The sequence below is a fragment of the Kribbella orskensis genome (genome assembly GCF_004342085.1).
In the GTDB taxonomy this organism is placed as follows: domain Bacteria; phylum Actinomycetota; class Actinomycetes; order Propionibacteriales; family Kribbellaceae; genus Kribbella; species Kribbella orskensis.
Window position 1 is genome coordinate 63,978 of record NZ_SLWM01000023.1, and the last position, 14,227, is coordinate 78,204.

Sequence of the window (14,227 nt, forward strand, 5' to 3'; positions counted from 1 at the left end):
CGCCGTCGAGGTTGACGCCCTGACCGTTGGTCACTGGTCGCGCAGGGCGGCGGCGAGCTCGCGGCGGGACGAGATGCCCAGCTTGCCGAAGACTTTGCGGAGGTGCCATTCGACGGTACGAGGGCTGAGGAAGAGAGCGGCCGCGATCTCCGGGTTGGATCGCCCGGCCACGGCTTGCCGGACGATCTGCGACTCCTGCGAGGTCAGCTGCTCGGGTACGCCGAGCGTCCGCTTGCGCACGGTCTCTCACCGGTGGCGGCCAGTTCCCGCCCAGCGCGTTCGGCGAACGCCTCCGCGCCCATCGAGTTGAACGCGTCGTGCGCCGCACGCAACTCGAAGCGGGCCGCTGGGAGCAGCGCACCGGCGGGCTCCGCCAGTACCCCGGGCCCGGGCACAACCCCGGGACTCGACCCGGGTCAGCACCGGGGACGACACGCGCCGATCCGCGCGACCATGACTGTATGAACGAGACATGTGACCGGTGCGGACCAGCGGTCCGCGCGGCGGTCCGCACGATGCACCGCGCCGAGCACGCCGAGCGCGCCGGCGAGCTCTACCTGTGCCGACACTGCGGCAGCCGGCTCTGGCCGGCGCTGAACGCGCGAGGCTGGACCATGTGGCCCGTCAGCGAGCACGCGTTCGCCCCACAGGCGACCTAGCCCGAATGCCCGGTCCGGCCGGGCCACGCTGTCACCTCGCGCGGCGTGCGCTTCAGGCTGGTGCGCAGACGGAGTCGTAAGTCCTGCGGCCGGGCCCGCCCGACATTCATCAATGCCCTCGCCCTGATCACGCCGGGTCTCGGCTGCCAGGGATCCCTAGCTCGGTCCACCCTTTATTAGTTGTGGATGACCGACCCTCGGCTGTCCTGAATCTGTACGGCGCATGCTGAATGCATCGGCGGTTCGGGACGGGTGTCTGGTCGGTCGAAGACGGCTTCGCGTCGGCCCAGCACCGGCCGGGCCGAGTGCAGCCAAGCTCGACGCCGACGCCGAGGCGATCTGCATCTCCGAGGGCACCCGCGGAATGAACGCTGCGCCGGAATGGCGAACTGCTGGTTGTTACGTTGTTGATTCGGTGAGTGAGGTAAGGATTCGCTGAGTTACGACGCCACCCGGCACTTGCCGAGGACCGTCGTCTCGGCCCGCCATTGCGTGCTCGCGTCGATGGCGGCAGTCTGCTGCGGGTGGAGCCAGATTTGGTGGCCGGATGGGAACGGGCACGCCGTCTCCCGCTCGCGGCGGAGATCGCCCTGTCGTTCGCCGCAGGCGCCGGGACCTTCACCCTGTCGGCGTTGGTTCTTGCGGGTGTCGACGCTCCCGTCGTCGCCGGCCTCCTGGGCATCGGCTACCTGGTCGCCGTGATCGCGATCGCCCGGTTCGCGAGTATCGCCTACGCGGTCCCGGTGGGGATGGCGGCCATGCTCGCCTTCGACTGGTTCTACCTGCCCCCGACGCACCCGCTCGAGTTCCCGGATTCCGTCAACCTGCTGGATCTGGTCGTCTACTTGGCGGTATCAGTCCTGTTGGGCGGGCTGGCGGCACATGCGGCTCGCCGCGCGACGGCCGCCGAGCGTGCCCGAGGTGAGATCGCTGACGAGCAGGCCGGCCTTCGGCGCGTCGCGACGCTGGTCGCCCGCGGAGCTGCACCGGCCGAGACGTTCGGCTTCGTGGCCGCGGAGATCGGCCAGTTGTACGACGCCGAGGTCACGGTCGTGCTCCGGTACGAGTCGGATCGCACCGGCACCGTCGTCGGACTGTGGAGCGTGCCGGGTGCGGAGTTCCCCCACGCTGCACGGTTGCGAGTGGATGGTGTCGGCGCGGCGGCAATGGTGCTGGAGACCGGTCGGCCGGTGCGCACGGAGCGGTTCGAGGGCACGGAGGGTTCGATTTCACAGTGCTTTGCACAGCTCGGTGCCCGGTCGGGGGTAGGCGCGCCGATCACCGTCGACGGTCGGCTGTGGGGTGCCGTGGTGGCCGCCACGACCCGGCCGGATGGGTTGCCGGTCGGCAGCGAGGAGCACATCGCTGCCTTCACGGAACTGGTGGCGACCGCGATCTCCAACGCCCAGGCGCACCAGGATCTCCGTCTACTGGCCGACGAACAGGCCGCGCTGCGGCGGGTGGCGACGCTCGTTGCCAAGGAGTCCTCGCCGACGGAGGTGTTCGCCAAGGTCGCCGAAGAAGCGGCGGGGGTGTTCGGCGAGGTCGACTGCGCGCTGCTGCATGACGAAGGCGACGGGACCGCGAACGTGGTCGCTGTCGGTGGCGCCGGCCTGGCCGCCCGCTACCCGGTCGGCACCCGGCTACCGGTCGACGGCGACGGCGACGGCGTCGCGGCGCTAGTGCTCAGGGAGGGACGGGCACGCCGGATCGATGACTACGCCTCAGCCCCCGGTCCTGTCGCTGCCGGCGCGCGTGAGCAGGGAATCGGCTCGGCGGTCGGCTGTCCGGTCGTTGTCGGTGAGCGTCGATGGGGCGCGATCGTCGTGGCGAGGCCCGAACCCGAGCCGCTCCCGCCGGAGACCGAGGCGCGGATCGCGCAGTTCGCGGACCTGGTGGCCACGGCCATCGCCAACGCCGAGGCACGCGCAGAGGTAGCGCGGCTGGCCGAGGAGCAGGCAGCGCTGCGAAGGGTGGCGACGCTCGTCGCGGAAGGCGCGGCGCCCCCCGTGGTCTTCGACGCCGTGGCCGCGGAGATGGAGAGCCTGCTGGACGCCGATCACCTCTTGGTGTGTCGCTACGAGCCCGGCATCGAACTCACCGTTCTTGCGCATCGTGGCTCGAGCGCTGAGGAGATGCCGCCAGGTGTGCGGATCAGCCACGAGGGCGACAGCGTGGAGGCGGTGGTGCGGCGGTCTGGGAGTTCCGCCCGGATGGAGAGCTACGAGGGAGCGCGCGGAATGATCGCCGAACTGGCCCGCGCCGCGGGCCTGCGGGTGGCCGTCGGAGCGCCGATCGTCGTGGACGGCCGGCTCTGGGGCGTCGTCTCGGCGGGCTGGAACCGGGAGCACTCGCCGCCGGCCGACACCGAGCAGCGGATGGCTCTCTTCGCCCAGTTGGTCGACACCGCCATCGCGAACGCCGACAGCCGCGCTGAGCTGATCGCCTCCCGCGCGCGCCTGGTCGCGGCAGCGGACGACGCCCGCAGGCGCTTCGAGCGCGACCTCCACGACGGCGTACAGCAACGCCTGGTCTCGCTTGCGCTGGATCTGCACGGCGCGGAGGCCATCACACCCTCCGGAAACGACCTGCTCGCCGCACAGCTGGCGCGGATCAACCAGGGGCTTGTGGGCGCCCTCGACGAACTGCGGGATCTGTCGCGCGGCATCCACCCGGCGATCCTGTCCGAGGGTGGTCTGACGCCGGCTCTGAAGGCGCTTGCCCGGCGGTCGGCGGTGCCGGTGCAACTCGACCTGGCGATTGACGAGCGGCTCGGAGACCACGTCGAGGTCGCGGCTTTCTACGTCGTCTCCGAAGCGCTCACCAATGCCGCGAAGCACGCGCGGGCCTCGACCGTCGAGGTCAGTGCCCAGGTGGACGCCGGCATCCTGCGGCTGACGATCGGCGACGATGGCGTGGGTGGAGCGGATCCAGCGCGGGGATCGGGGCTGACCGGGCTGACAGACCGTGTCACGGCGCTCGGCGGCACGATCGGCATCGCGAGCCCACCCACAAGGGGCACGTCGCTGCGGGTAGAACTCCCGATCGTGAGCCAATAGCCGCCGATGTCACTCACGCCGATTGCGTGGTGGCTGACGGCCCACGGCCGAGCTGAGGAAAGCGACGCGGCGCTCAGCGGTACCGGCTAGCAGGAGGTCGTCGACTGCAGGTGGCATGGGGTGCCGCCGGTAGCTGGCCGCGCTGACAGGCATGCAGAAGGCGGAGATCGTTGCATTGTGCGCGGTGAGACGTCCATCGGAGCGGGATCTCATGATCAACAGTGAAGGAACGAATGGTCAACGGTGCCGGCTCCGGCAAGCCGAATTCTCGACCTGGCGGTTGGGGGCGGGCTGGGTCGGGCGTTGTCCGCCGTCGGTCCGTTCACAGCGGATCTGCAGCCGGCCCTCAGCGGCCGGACAGATTGCACGCCTGGCGTCGAGGCATGCCCGTGGATGAGGTCGGTCAGATCGCCCACTGGATCCAGGAGGCGAGCGAGGAGCGTGGGAACGCCGTTTACCTCGCCGACGCGCGCAGCCCGCGGCGGGTCCGCTACCGCGACCTGACCGCAGCCGTCGCTGACTGGGACAAGCGGCTGACCGACGCGGACGTGCCGCCGGGCGCGACCGTGGCGACCGCCGTGACCGACCCGCTGGACGCGGGGCCGGCGCTGCTCGGCCTCGTCGCTACCGGTCGGGTCGCGGCACCGTTCGATCCCGCCGCGCCACGGGCGCTGGATCGGCGTCGGGCGGAGCCGGACACCGTCGCGGTCCTCACCGACAACGGCCTCGAGCGGCTCGCGAACCGGGTGCCGACCCGGCGGCCGGCCGGTGTGCTGCTGTCCAGCTCGGGCAGCACGGGCGAGCCGAAGCAGGTCCTGCTCAGCGACGCCCAACTCGCGTACGTCGCCACCGCGGTCGCCGATTCGCACCAGCTCGGCCCGGCCGACGTAGGTTACTGCCCGCTCCCCCTCTACCACGTCAACGCCGAGGTCGTCGGGCTGCTGGCGACACTGCGGGCCAGGGGCAGGCTGGTGCTGGACCGGCGGTTCTCCCGCAGCCGATTCTGGGCAACCGTGGACGCCCATGAGGCGACGTGGGTCAACGCGGTGCCCGCAATCGTCGCACTGCTGGCCGAGGATGGCACGACGACAGAGGATCCGGCCCGGATCCGGTTCGTCCGCAGCGCGTCGGCACCACTACCGGTGCCGGTGCTGCGCCGGTTCGAGGACATGCACCACATCCCGGTCCTGGAGTCGTACGGGATGACCGAGGCAGCCAGCCAGATCACGGTGAACCCGCTGGACGGCGAGCGGCGGCCCGGCTCGGTGGGGCTGCCGGTCGGCGGCGAGCTGAAGGTGGTCGGCGACGACAGGCGTGAGCAGCCGGCCGGGGAGCCAGGTACGGTCCTGATCCGCGGGCCCGGCGTCATCCGGGCGTACGCCACCGACGTCGGCGCCGAGCGGTTCGACGCCGAGGGCTGGCTCGACACCGGCGACCTGGGACGGCTGGACGAGGACGGCTACCTCTGGTTGGTGGGCCGGTCCGGCGAGCTGATCAACCGCAGCGGGGAGAAGATCCTGCCCCGGGAGATCGAGGACGTGCTGCGCGAGGATCCCGGCGTCCGGGACGCGGTGGTGGTCGGGCGGCCGGATCCCGTTCTCGGCGAGGTACCCGTCGCCTACGTCGTGGCCAGTACCGACGACCCCGGGCTGCCCGACCGACTTGCCGAGCGGTGCCGAGCCGCGCTCCCTCGCGACCGGCGGCCGGCGGAGCTCACCGTCGTCGAGCAGCTGCCGATCACCGGCACCGGTAAGGTCCGGCGGGCCGAGGTCGCCGAGATGGTGCGCTCCTCGGGTCTGCGGGGCGCCGGGTCGCCGTGATGCGGTGGCGCGGCCGGGTGCCGGAGATCGATCTGGTCCGGGTGGTGACGTTCGGCGCTGTCGTCGGCGTGCACGCGGTGAGCCTCTCGTTCACCTCGCTCGACGTCGGCGGGAACGCGGCGCTGATGCTGCTGCACTACACCCGCTCGGCCTTCTTCGTGTTCATGGCGATCTTGCTGGTTCGCTCGGCGGAGCGGTCCGGCCGCACCGGCAAGCTGCGCCGGCGGCTGACACTGGTCGGCGCGCCGTACCTGGTCTGGTCGGTGATCTACCTCCTGGTGTCCTGGGCCACCGGCGGACGGGACAGGCCGTGGGACGGCGCCGGGCTTGCCTTGCTGACCGGCACCGCCTGGTACCACCTGTACTTCCTGCTCGTCACCATGCAGTTCTACGTGTTGCTACCGGTCTTCCTCTGGCTGCTGCGGCGCACTCGCCGGCATCCGTGGGCACTGCTCGGCGCCGGCCTGGCCGTCGCGGTCGTGTTCACCGGCTGGCTGCACTACGGGAGTTGGGCGCCGGGTCCGCTAGCGACCTACCGTGCGTACGAAGGCCAACTGCTACCGACCTACGTGTTCCTGTTCGTCGCCGGCGGCGTCGCCGCGCTGCACCTGGACGCGGTCCTGGAGTGGCTGACCGAGCACCGGCGGGCGGTCCTTGCCGGCACCCTTGCCGGCGCGGTCGCCATGGAGGTCCTGTACTTCGTCCTGGTCGCCACCGGCACCCGCGCAGACACCGCGGCCGACCCCGTCCAGCCAGTGATGCAGATCTGGGCGGTCGTCCTGGTTGCCGGGCTCGGCGCCGCGGCGACCCGGTGGACAGCTGCCGGCGCGCCGCACGTGCGCTGGGTGGACCGCGCCTCAGACCTTTCCTTCGGCGTCTACCTGGTTCATCCGCTCCTGCTGCTCGGGCTGTTCGACCTTCCCTGGGCGTCCACGCCTCCGGCAGCGGTGTCCGCCGTCGTGGCCACCGTTCTCGCGCTCGGCGCCTCGCTGCTGATCGCCGAGATCGCGCGGCGGACACCGGCCAGCCTCCCCCTGACCGGCAGACCACGCCGACGACCGCAGCAGGCCCAGGTCCGGGGCCGACCGCCCACGGGACGAGCCCGCCCTCCCCTCGAGGGTGTGACATGACCCTCGACACCGAATCCTCCGGACCGGCGGCCGTGACGACGGCCCGCTCCCCGCTGCGGCACCGTGTCCGTGGACGCGTGCTGATGCTGCTCTGCGTCCTCTACGCGATCTCCTACGTCGACCGCACCGCGATCTCGACGGCGGGTCCGGCGATCAGCGCCGACCTGCACCTGAGCGAGACCCAGTTCGGGTTCGCGCTGGCGGCGTACTCGCTTCCGTACGCGCTTCTGCAGGTCTTCGGTGGCTGGATCGGCGACCGGTACGGCCCGCGCAGGGTCCTCGGCATCCTCGCAGTGGCCTGGGGCATCGCCAGCATCTGGACCGGCCTCGCTACCGGGCTGCTCGCGCTGGGCGCGGCCCGGCTGCTGCTCGGACTGAGCGAGGGTGCCGCGTTCCCGACCGCGACCCGGGCGATGTCGTCCTGGCTGCCCGGCGACCGCCGTGGCTACGGCCAGGGCGTGGTGCACTCGGCGGCCCGGGTCGGCGCCGCGATCGCACCGCTCGGGATGGCCGGGCTGATCGCGACAGTGGGCTGGCGGGCCGGATTCCTCGCCCTCGGCGTGCTGTCCGCGCTCTGGTCAATTGCCTGGATGCGCCGATTCCACAACCGGCCGCAGGACGACGAGCGGGTCTCCGAGACCGAACTGGGTGAGTTGGACGCCCAGTACGCCGACGAGGCGGCCGGAACGAGATCCATGCCGAACGGGCGGAAGGTACCGTGGCGACGGCTGGTGGCTCGCATCGCACCCGTCACGCTCGTCGACTTCTGCTACGGATGGATGTTGTGGGTCTATCTCACCTGGTTGCCCTCCTTCTTCAAGGACCAGTACGGCTTGGCGCTGGCCGGGTTCGCACTGTTCACGACCCTGGTGCTGTCCGCCGGGGTGGTGTCGGACACCCTGGGCGGGATGCTGTCGGACCGGTTGCTGGCCCGGACCCGCAGCCTCCGGACGGCGCGGCGGGTGAACCTGGTGATCGGTCTGGCCGGCTCGATGCTGGCGCTGATCCCATCGCTGCTGGTGCACGACCTGGTCCTGGTCACGATCAGCCTGGCGGTGTCGTTCTTCTTCCTCGAGCTGACCAACTCGGTGCTCTGGACCATCCCGATGGACATCGCCCCCGACCACGCCGGCGTGGCCAGTGGGCTGATGAACACGGGCTTCGGCGTCGCGGGCATCGTGTCCCCGATCGTCTTCGGGTTCCTCATCGACCGGACCGGGAACTGGCAGTTGCCGTTCGCGCTGTCGGTGGGTCTGCTGGCGGTCGGCACGCTGCTCTCGCTGCGGGTGGACCCGCGACCGATGGACTCCGAACCGGAGCCGCCGACAGTGGCGGCCGCACCCGGCTGACCACCAGCCGATCGTGAAGACCCACCTCCGCCGCGGCCTCGCCGTACTCGTGTTGCTGGCCCTCGCGGCTGCCGTTCCGGCCACGCTGGCGATCGGACACGCCCCGGACGCCGGCGTGGCCGGTGGGGTGCCGGTCTGGGGACCGGCCGCGCTGCCGGCACCCGCAGTCTCGGCCGCGGCAGGCACCCGCACAGAGCTGGTCCGGCTGTCCTCCCGGGGTCGGCCTCGGACCGCGATCGTGCTCACCCCGCGCACCGACCGACCCGTACCGCTGGTCGTGGTGCTGCACGGCCGGAACAGCACGCCGGCCCAGGAACTGGTCCGTACCGGCCTCACCGACCTGGCCTCGAACGGGTCCGCCGTCCTCGCCTACCCGGCCGGGATCGGCCGGTCGTGGAACGCGACCACCGGCTGCTGCTCGACGGCCGCGAAGCAGCACGTGAACGACGTTGCGTTCCTGCAGGTGCTGCTCACCGCGATCGAGAAGCATGTGGCGGTCGACCCGAGCCGGGTCTACCTCGTTGGTTACAGCAACGGCGGCCGGCTGGCGCTCACCGCCGCCTGCGCAGTGCCGGGCATCGCCGGCGTGGCCACGTACGGAACCGCCCAGCCGGCGCGCTGCCCGGCCGGCCGGCCGCCGCCGGTGTTCATCGGCTACGGCAGCGCCGACCCGCACGCCGCACCCGGGTACGTGCCCGGGCGCGGCACCACCGGACCCGTCACCGCAGCCGACTGGCGGTCCGTCGAAGGCTGCGCCGACGCGCCGTCACGCACCACGGTTGGACCGGCGACCGTCACGGAGTGGACATCTTGCCGGGGCGACGGCCGGGTGGCGCTGGTCCGCTGGGACGGACTCACCCACCGCTGGCCGGGGGGCGGCGTAGTCCCGGCCGACGCAACCGGTCGGGCGCTGATGTGGCGCTTCCTCACCGGCAGCATCTGATCTGCACGGTTCACCCGGCTAGCAGGGGTGCGGACACCCTCCTGGCCAGCACTGCGAATGGCGGCTGGTGGTGATGCCGACCGGCCACCGGACCGCCGATGCTGGTCAGTGTGGACAACGGACTGCAACCTTGGTCAACGGGATCAGCTTCGCCCTCGCCCAGTTACCCGGTCATCGCCGACGGAGGCCTTCGATGATGCCTGAGGCAACGACCAGGCCGGTCTGGCTGAGGATCTGGCAGTCCGCTCGACAGGCGACGGAGATGCCGTCCGTCGTGGCGATGCACACGGCCGTCGAGATGCACGTCGCCCGCAAGGCAGGCGTCGCGTTGACCATCCGGCAACTCCGCCAGGCCGGCGTCTACACCGTGAGGTACGACGAGGAGAGCGACCGCCAGCTGTACGAGGTGTTCGCACCGTTCGGCATCCCCTATCAACAGGCGACCCGATGATCTGGACGAGCACGGGAACGGACAGCGCCGTAATCAAAGGAGTGATGATCCATGTCTGAGTCGGAATCCGTGGACGCCGGAACGGCCGGCACGATCGATGTGGGCGGAGACCTGACGGTCAACCGCCTCGGCTTCGGTGCCATGCGGATCACCGGTGCCGGGATCTGGGGTCCGCCCAGCGACCGCGACGAGGCGAAGGCGGTACTGCGCCGATCGGTCGAGCTCGGCGTCAACTTCATCGACACCGCCGACTCCTACGGGCCCCAGGTCAGCGAGGAACTCATCGGCGAGACCCTCTACCCATACCCGGACGACCTGGTGATCGCGACCAAGGGCGGCCTCGAGCGCACCGGGCCGGGACAGTGGCCCACCAACGGCCGGCCGGAGCACCTGATCGAGGCCTGCGAGGGAAGTCTGCGCCGACTCAAGCTCGAACAGATTCCGCTCTACCAGTTCCACCGGCCCGACCCGGCCGTGCCGCTGGAGGACTCGATCGGTGCCCTCGTCACCCTCAAGGAGCAGGGCAAGATCCGGCACGTCGGGCTGTCCAACGTTACCGAGGACCAGCTGCGGCGCGCACAGCGATTGACCCCGATCGCGTCGATCCAGAACCGCTACAACGTCGACGACCGCCGGTCGGAGTCGCTGGCCGATCTCTGCGAGCAGGAGCAACTGGTGTTCCTCCCGTGGGCACCGATCCAGGATCTCGACAACAACCGGCCCGTGCAGGATCTGGCCCAGCGCTACAACGCTGAGCCCCGGCAGATCGTGCTCGCCTGGCTGCTGGCCAGGTCGCCGTCGATCCTGCCGATCCCGGGCACCGGATCGGTGTCACACCTGGAGGACAACATCGCCGCCGCGTCGATCAAGCTGACCCCGGCCGAGGTCGCCTCCGTGACCGGCGACGCCGGCTGAGTCGGCCGCGACGCAGTCGTGCCCGGGACTGGCAGCATCGGCAAGAGCCGGTCGGGGATTCCAGCCAGCAGGCGTGGCAGATGGCCGCTGGCCGTGACGAGATACGGCCGCCGGAACGGCACTCTTGCAAAGGACTGGCAAGCGCAGGGAGGCAATGAGGATGACGGCCGCAACTGAGGTCGACCAATCACGCAACGAGCGATCGTTCCTGCTCCAACGGGTGCAACCGGCGATGGCCGGCCTGATGGACGGCTCGCTCTCGACGCTGGCGCCGATCTTCGCCGTCGCGCTCGCCACCCATCAGCCGCATTACGCGTTCTTCGCCGGGCTGGCGTCCGCCATCGGCGCGGGCGTGAGCATGGCCTTCTCCGAAGGCCTGTCGGACACGGGCGACCTGACCGGGCGCGGCAACCCGTACCTTCGCGGCTCGATCACCGGCGCCGGGACCTTCCTTGGCGGTGTACTGCACACGCTCCCCTTCCTGATCCCCCAGCTCCGCGCCGCACTCATCGTCGCGGTCTTCGTGGTCGGGTTCGAGCTGCTGGTGTTGTCCTGGATTCGCTGGCGTTTCTTCAAGACTGGCTTCGTGCGTTCGTTCGTCTCCATCACTCTCGGCGGCGCGATCATCGTCGGCATCAGCGCAGCGATCGGCGCTGCCGGTTGATGCTGACAACACCCGTGTCGACCCATTGGCGAAGGTCCTGCGACACACTCCAGCCGCCGACGTGGACCGACACCCCGGTCCTCCACACCGTTTCGTACGACGATGCGGATGCGTTCGCCCAGACCACCGCCACGACTGTGGCTGCCAGAAGGAACGCGGCGCCACCCGTCTCGGTGCGAAGAAACTCCCGTAGCGGCGTCCGGAAGCTCCGCGCCCAGGCGGTCCGGCCGACCAATGGTGTTACCGCCACCGGGCGCTCGTGGCGATCATTAGGCCGACCCTCGTGGTCACGCCGGACGTCGTCCCCCGTCCGTGGTGATCGTGGCGATCACCGCCGAGTAGTCGAGGTCACCCGCGCCGGCCTCGGCGGCCTGCTCGAGCCAGTCACGCGACGCGGGAGCCACCTCCAGCCGCCGGCCGTTCTGGTCGGCGATCTGGGTGACCAGGTTGAGATCCTTGAGCGCCAGGCTGAGCTTGAAGCTGGCAGGGTAGCTGCCGGATTCGACGTTGGCGCGTTTGGCCTCGACGGTGCTCGCGATCGGAGTATCGCTCAGCACATCGAGTACGACGGAACGATCCAGCCCGAAGTCGTCGCCGAGGGCAAGGGCCTCGCCGAAGGCGGCAATGGCCGCGCCGAGCGTGGAGTTCACCACCACCTTGGTGGCCGCGCCGGCTCCCAGCCCGCCGACGTGGTGCAGCGTGCCGAGTGGCGCCAGGATCGGCTCCACGCGCTGGAAGCCGGACAGATCCGCGCCGACGTAGACGGCCAGCTTCCCTGCGGTGGCCTGGGGAACGCTGCCCCGCACTGGAGCGTCGACCATCGCCACGCCCTGCGGCAGACGGGAGGCGACAGAGCGCACCGCGTCCGGACCCACCGTCGACATGTCGATGAGCAGCTGGCCTGGTGCCAGCGCGGCGGCCAGGCCGTTGTCGCCGAACACCACCTGCTCGAGCGCTTCCGCGTTGGTCACCATGGTGATCACCGCGTCGACACCCGCGATCGCCTCCATCGGCGTCGATGCCGCTGTTGCGCCCTGGTCGGTCAGCGGTCTGGTCTTGTCAGCGGTCCTGTTCCAGACGGTCAGGTCGTGTCCGGCCTCGAGCAACCGAGTGGCCATGGGTGTGCCCATCAGGCCGAGACCGATGAATGCCAGTTTCGCCATTGCGTGCTCCTCTCACATGCCGTCCGGGTGGGGACCCCACACCGGGAGGGCGTCTTTCAGGATCGTGTCGATGTCCTGCAGGTCGGCCTCGGAGAGCTTGATGTCAGCCGCCGCGGCAGTCTCGTCGAGGTGGGCCGGCCGGCGTGCGCCGACGATGGTGGCCTGTACGGCCGGGTTGGCGAGGGTCCAGGCGACCGCCAACTGAGGCAGGGTGATGTCCCGCGCCCGCGCCAAGCCCTTCAGCCGCTCCACCACCGCCAGGTTCCAGCGGAAGGTGTCGGTGGTGAAGTCGGGGCTCTTGCTGCGCCAGTCGTCGGCGCCGAATGTCGTGGACTCGTTCATGCGACCCGACAGCAGACCGTGGGCCAGCGGCCCGTAGACCAGTACGCCCAGGTCATGCGCGGAGGTGTAGCGCAGGATGGTCGACTCGATGTCCCTGCGGAACAAGTGGTACGGCGGCTGCAGCGTCTCCACTCGCCCGAAGTGGCGGAGCGCTTGCAGCTGGTCGACGTCGTAGTTCGACACACCGACATGCCGGACCTTTCCCTCGGCGACGAGTTCTTCGAGCGCCGTCGCGGTCTCCTCCGGTGGGGTGTGCAGGTCGGGCCAGTGGACCTGGTAGAGGTCGATGTAGTCGGTTCCGAGGCTGCGCAGGCTGGACTCCACTCCCTCGCGGAGCCACCGCCGGCTGGCGTCGCGCGCCACCCGGTCGCCGTCCGGGCGTAGTCCACCCTTGGTGGCGATGATCACCTCCTCGCGGCTGGTCCGGTCCCGCAGCGCATCGCCAAGGAGTTGCTCGGCTGCACCGAACCCGTAGCCCTGAGCTGTATCGAAGAAGTTGATGCCGAGCTCCAGGGCGCGATGGATCGTGTCCCTGCTGTCCTGGAGATCGGCGGTGCCCCAGTCGCCACCGAACGCCCAGGTCCCGAACGCGATCATGGAGACCTGGAGATCGGTCTGTCCCAGTCGAACCTGTCGCACGCTGCCTTTCCTTCCTGTCGCGCGGCCAAACGTCCACATGGCTACGATGCCGCCGTACAGGTCGGGTGTCGCCGTGGCCAGCGGCCATCCTGATTGCCCGCTGACCTCAAGGTCGGAATACCTGCTACCGGGGCGGTGCGCCCGGATCACGGTGATGGTGTGATCACCGCGAAGACGTGGCGGAAGCGGAGCGCATCGAGCTTGCCGTCGAGGAAGCTCTGCTCGCTGATTCGACTCACCCTCGCACGGGCAGGGTCGTAGACGAGCAGGTCGGCAGCGTCGCGGCCGATCAGCAGTATGTAGTGCCGTGGGATCCGGTCGCCGATCAGCACAGGCACCGGCTGAGCGCTGTCGGCAGCGTCGACCGCATCCCGTAGTCCCGACTTGCCGCCGATCCCCGTGACCACGTGCGGCTCGTACCGGGCTCCGAGCGCGTCGGCGTGCCGGTTCAGCTCGTTGCCGACTCCAGCCGGTGTCGAGCCCAGCCGCTCCGGCCAGAAGCGGTTGGTCGCGTCGTGGATGCGATGTTCCTCGGCAGTCAGCCGCGCCTGGAACTGTGCCACGCTCGCATCCGACGGATCGGCACTGCCGGTGGTCGTGAAGTTCAGCGCGTACAGCGGATCTGTCATCGCCCGCGCCATCAAGATCGTCATCGGCCCGCAGGCAGTGTCGTCGGCCTGCCGCACCGGAGAGCCTCGGTACGTTACCCGGCCAGGCCCGTCCGGATCGATCAGGCTGAGGTGAGTGCGCAGCCATTCGGGCCGCTTACCCCGAATCAGCCGTGCGAACGTGACTACGTCCTCGGCGCTGTGCCCGGCCGCCAACGCCTCGATGAGATACGGCCGCTCGTCGGGACCGGCCGCCGCCAGCGTGGCGTCCACGCGGGCCCGGTCAGCGGGCGAGGCGTCGTCCAGCCTCTTCGCCGCCCGCGCCGCCGGCGAATGGGCGGCCACGTTCGGCAGCTGGCTCTCGAGCTGAAGGTCAGGACCGATTCCATGCCCCGGCAATGAGAGCAGCAGCATCGATACCACGGCCCGCCGGCGTACGATCGCGGTCCAGCGCCGCAGCATCCGCGCAGGCCTGAACACCCTGG

At 70.2% G+C, this 14,227-nt stretch carries 14 protein-coding genes; 9 read left to right on the forward strand and 5 right to left on the reverse strand.

Features of this window, described 5'->3' with window-relative positions; genetic code table 11:
* Nucleotides 1-30: 30 nt before the first annotated feature.
* Complete coding sequence (locus tag EV644_RS36595; protein ID WP_199240202.1) at nucleotides 31-240, reverse strand: helix-turn-helix domain-containing protein; 210 nt, start codon at nucleotides 238-240, stop codon at nucleotides 31-33.
* A 221-nt stretch (nucleotides 241-461) separates the two neighbouring features.
* Here EV644_RS36595 and EV644_RS36600 point away from each other — a divergent pair, with 221 nt between their 5' ends.
* The 9 genes from EV644_RS36600 (at nucleotide 462) to EV644_RS36640 (ending at nucleotide 10,990) form a co-directional block, all read left to right on the forward strand.
* On the forward strand, nucleotides 462-659 hold the full coding sequence (locus EV644_RS36600; RefSeq protein WP_132194904.1) for a hypothetical protein: 198 nt from the start codon (nucleotides 462-464) through the stop codon (nucleotides 657-659).
* Nucleotides 660-1,183: 524 nt separating this feature from the next.
* On the forward strand, nucleotides 1,184-3,718 hold the full coding sequence (locus EV644_RS36605; RefSeq protein ID WP_158293027.1) for a GAF domain-containing protein: 2,535 nt from the start codon (nucleotides 1,184-1,186) through the stop codon (nucleotides 3,716-3,718).
* Nucleotides 3,719-4,101: 383 nt separating this feature from the next.
* Nucleotides 4,102-5,538, forward strand: a complete 1,437-nt coding sequence (locus EV644_RS36610) for an AMP-binding protein (RefSeq protein WP_158293028.1) — start codon at nucleotides 4,102-4,104, stop codon at nucleotides 5,536-5,538.
* 17 nt (nucleotides 5,539-5,555) lie between these two features.
* The gene (locus EV644_RS36615) at nucleotides 5,556-6,668 is read left to right on the forward strand and encodes an acyltransferase (protein WP_158293029.1); all 1,113 of its coding nucleotides are present in this window, start codon (nucleotides 5,556-5,558) and stop codon (nucleotides 6,666-6,668) included.
* Complete coding sequence (locus tag EV644_RS36620; RefSeq protein WP_132194896.1) at nucleotides 6,665-8,017, forward strand: MFS transporter; 1,353 nt, start codon at nucleotides 6,665-6,667, stop codon at nucleotides 8,015-8,017. Before EV644_RS36615 ends, EV644_RS36620 begins: the two co-directional genes overlap by 4 nt.
* A 13-nt stretch (nucleotides 8,018-8,030) precedes the next feature.
* Complete coding sequence (locus tag EV644_RS36625; protein ID WP_158293030.1) at nucleotides 8,031-8,960, forward strand: CE1 family esterase; 930 nt, start codon at nucleotides 8,031-8,033, stop codon at nucleotides 8,958-8,960.
* A 193-nt stretch (nucleotides 8,961-9,153) separates the two neighbouring features.
* Complete coding sequence (locus EV644_RS36630; RefSeq protein ID WP_132194892.1) at nucleotides 9,154-9,411, forward strand: hypothetical protein; 258 nt, start codon at nucleotides 9,154-9,156, stop codon at nucleotides 9,409-9,411.
* A 51-nt stretch (nucleotides 9,412-9,462) separates the two neighbouring features.
* Entirely contained in the window at nucleotides 9,463-10,326 is an 864-nt protein-coding gene (locus tag EV644_RS36635; protein WP_132194890.1) for an aldo/keto reductase, read from the forward strand.
* Nucleotides 10,327-10,486: 160 nt separating this feature from the next.
* Entirely contained in the window at nucleotides 10,487-10,990 is a 504-nt protein-coding gene (locus EV644_RS36640; RefSeq protein WP_199240203.1) for a VIT1/CCC1 transporter family protein, read from the forward strand.
* On the opposite strand, the gene EV644_RS47965 is transcribed toward EV644_RS36640, so the two are convergent.
* From EV644_RS47965 to EV644_RS36660, 4 genes are all read right to left on the reverse strand, one after another.
* Nucleotides 10,962-11,240, reverse strand: coding sequence for a Na+/H+ antiporter NhaA (locus tag EV644_RS47965; protein WP_132194887.1), 279 nt, complete (start codon nucleotides 11,238-11,240; stop codon nucleotides 10,962-10,964). The two genes, EV644_RS36640 and EV644_RS47965, sit on opposite strands and share 29 nt — an antisense overlap.
* 37 nt (nucleotides 11,241-11,277) lie before the next feature.
* Complete coding sequence (locus EV644_RS36650) at nucleotides 11,278-12,153, reverse strand: NAD(P)-dependent oxidoreductase (protein WP_132194885.1); 876 nt, start codon at nucleotides 12,151-12,153, stop codon at nucleotides 11,278-11,280.
* 12 nt (nucleotides 12,154-12,165) lie between these two features.
* Nucleotides 12,166-13,134 (reverse strand): aldo/keto reductase, encoded by a 969-nt coding sequence (locus EV644_RS36655; protein ID WP_132194883.1) that lies wholly within the window; start codon nucleotides 13,132-13,134, stop codon nucleotides 12,166-12,168.
* 146 nt (nucleotides 13,135-13,280) lie between these two features.
* Nucleotides 13,281-14,222 carry a hypothetical protein gene (locus tag EV644_RS36660; RefSeq protein ID WP_132194881.1) on the reverse strand — a complete coding sequence of 314 codons (942 nt, stop codon included), beginning with the start codon at nucleotides 14,220-14,222 and terminating at the stop codon, nucleotides 13,281-13,283.
* Nucleotides 14,223-14,227: the final 5 nt, after the last annotated feature.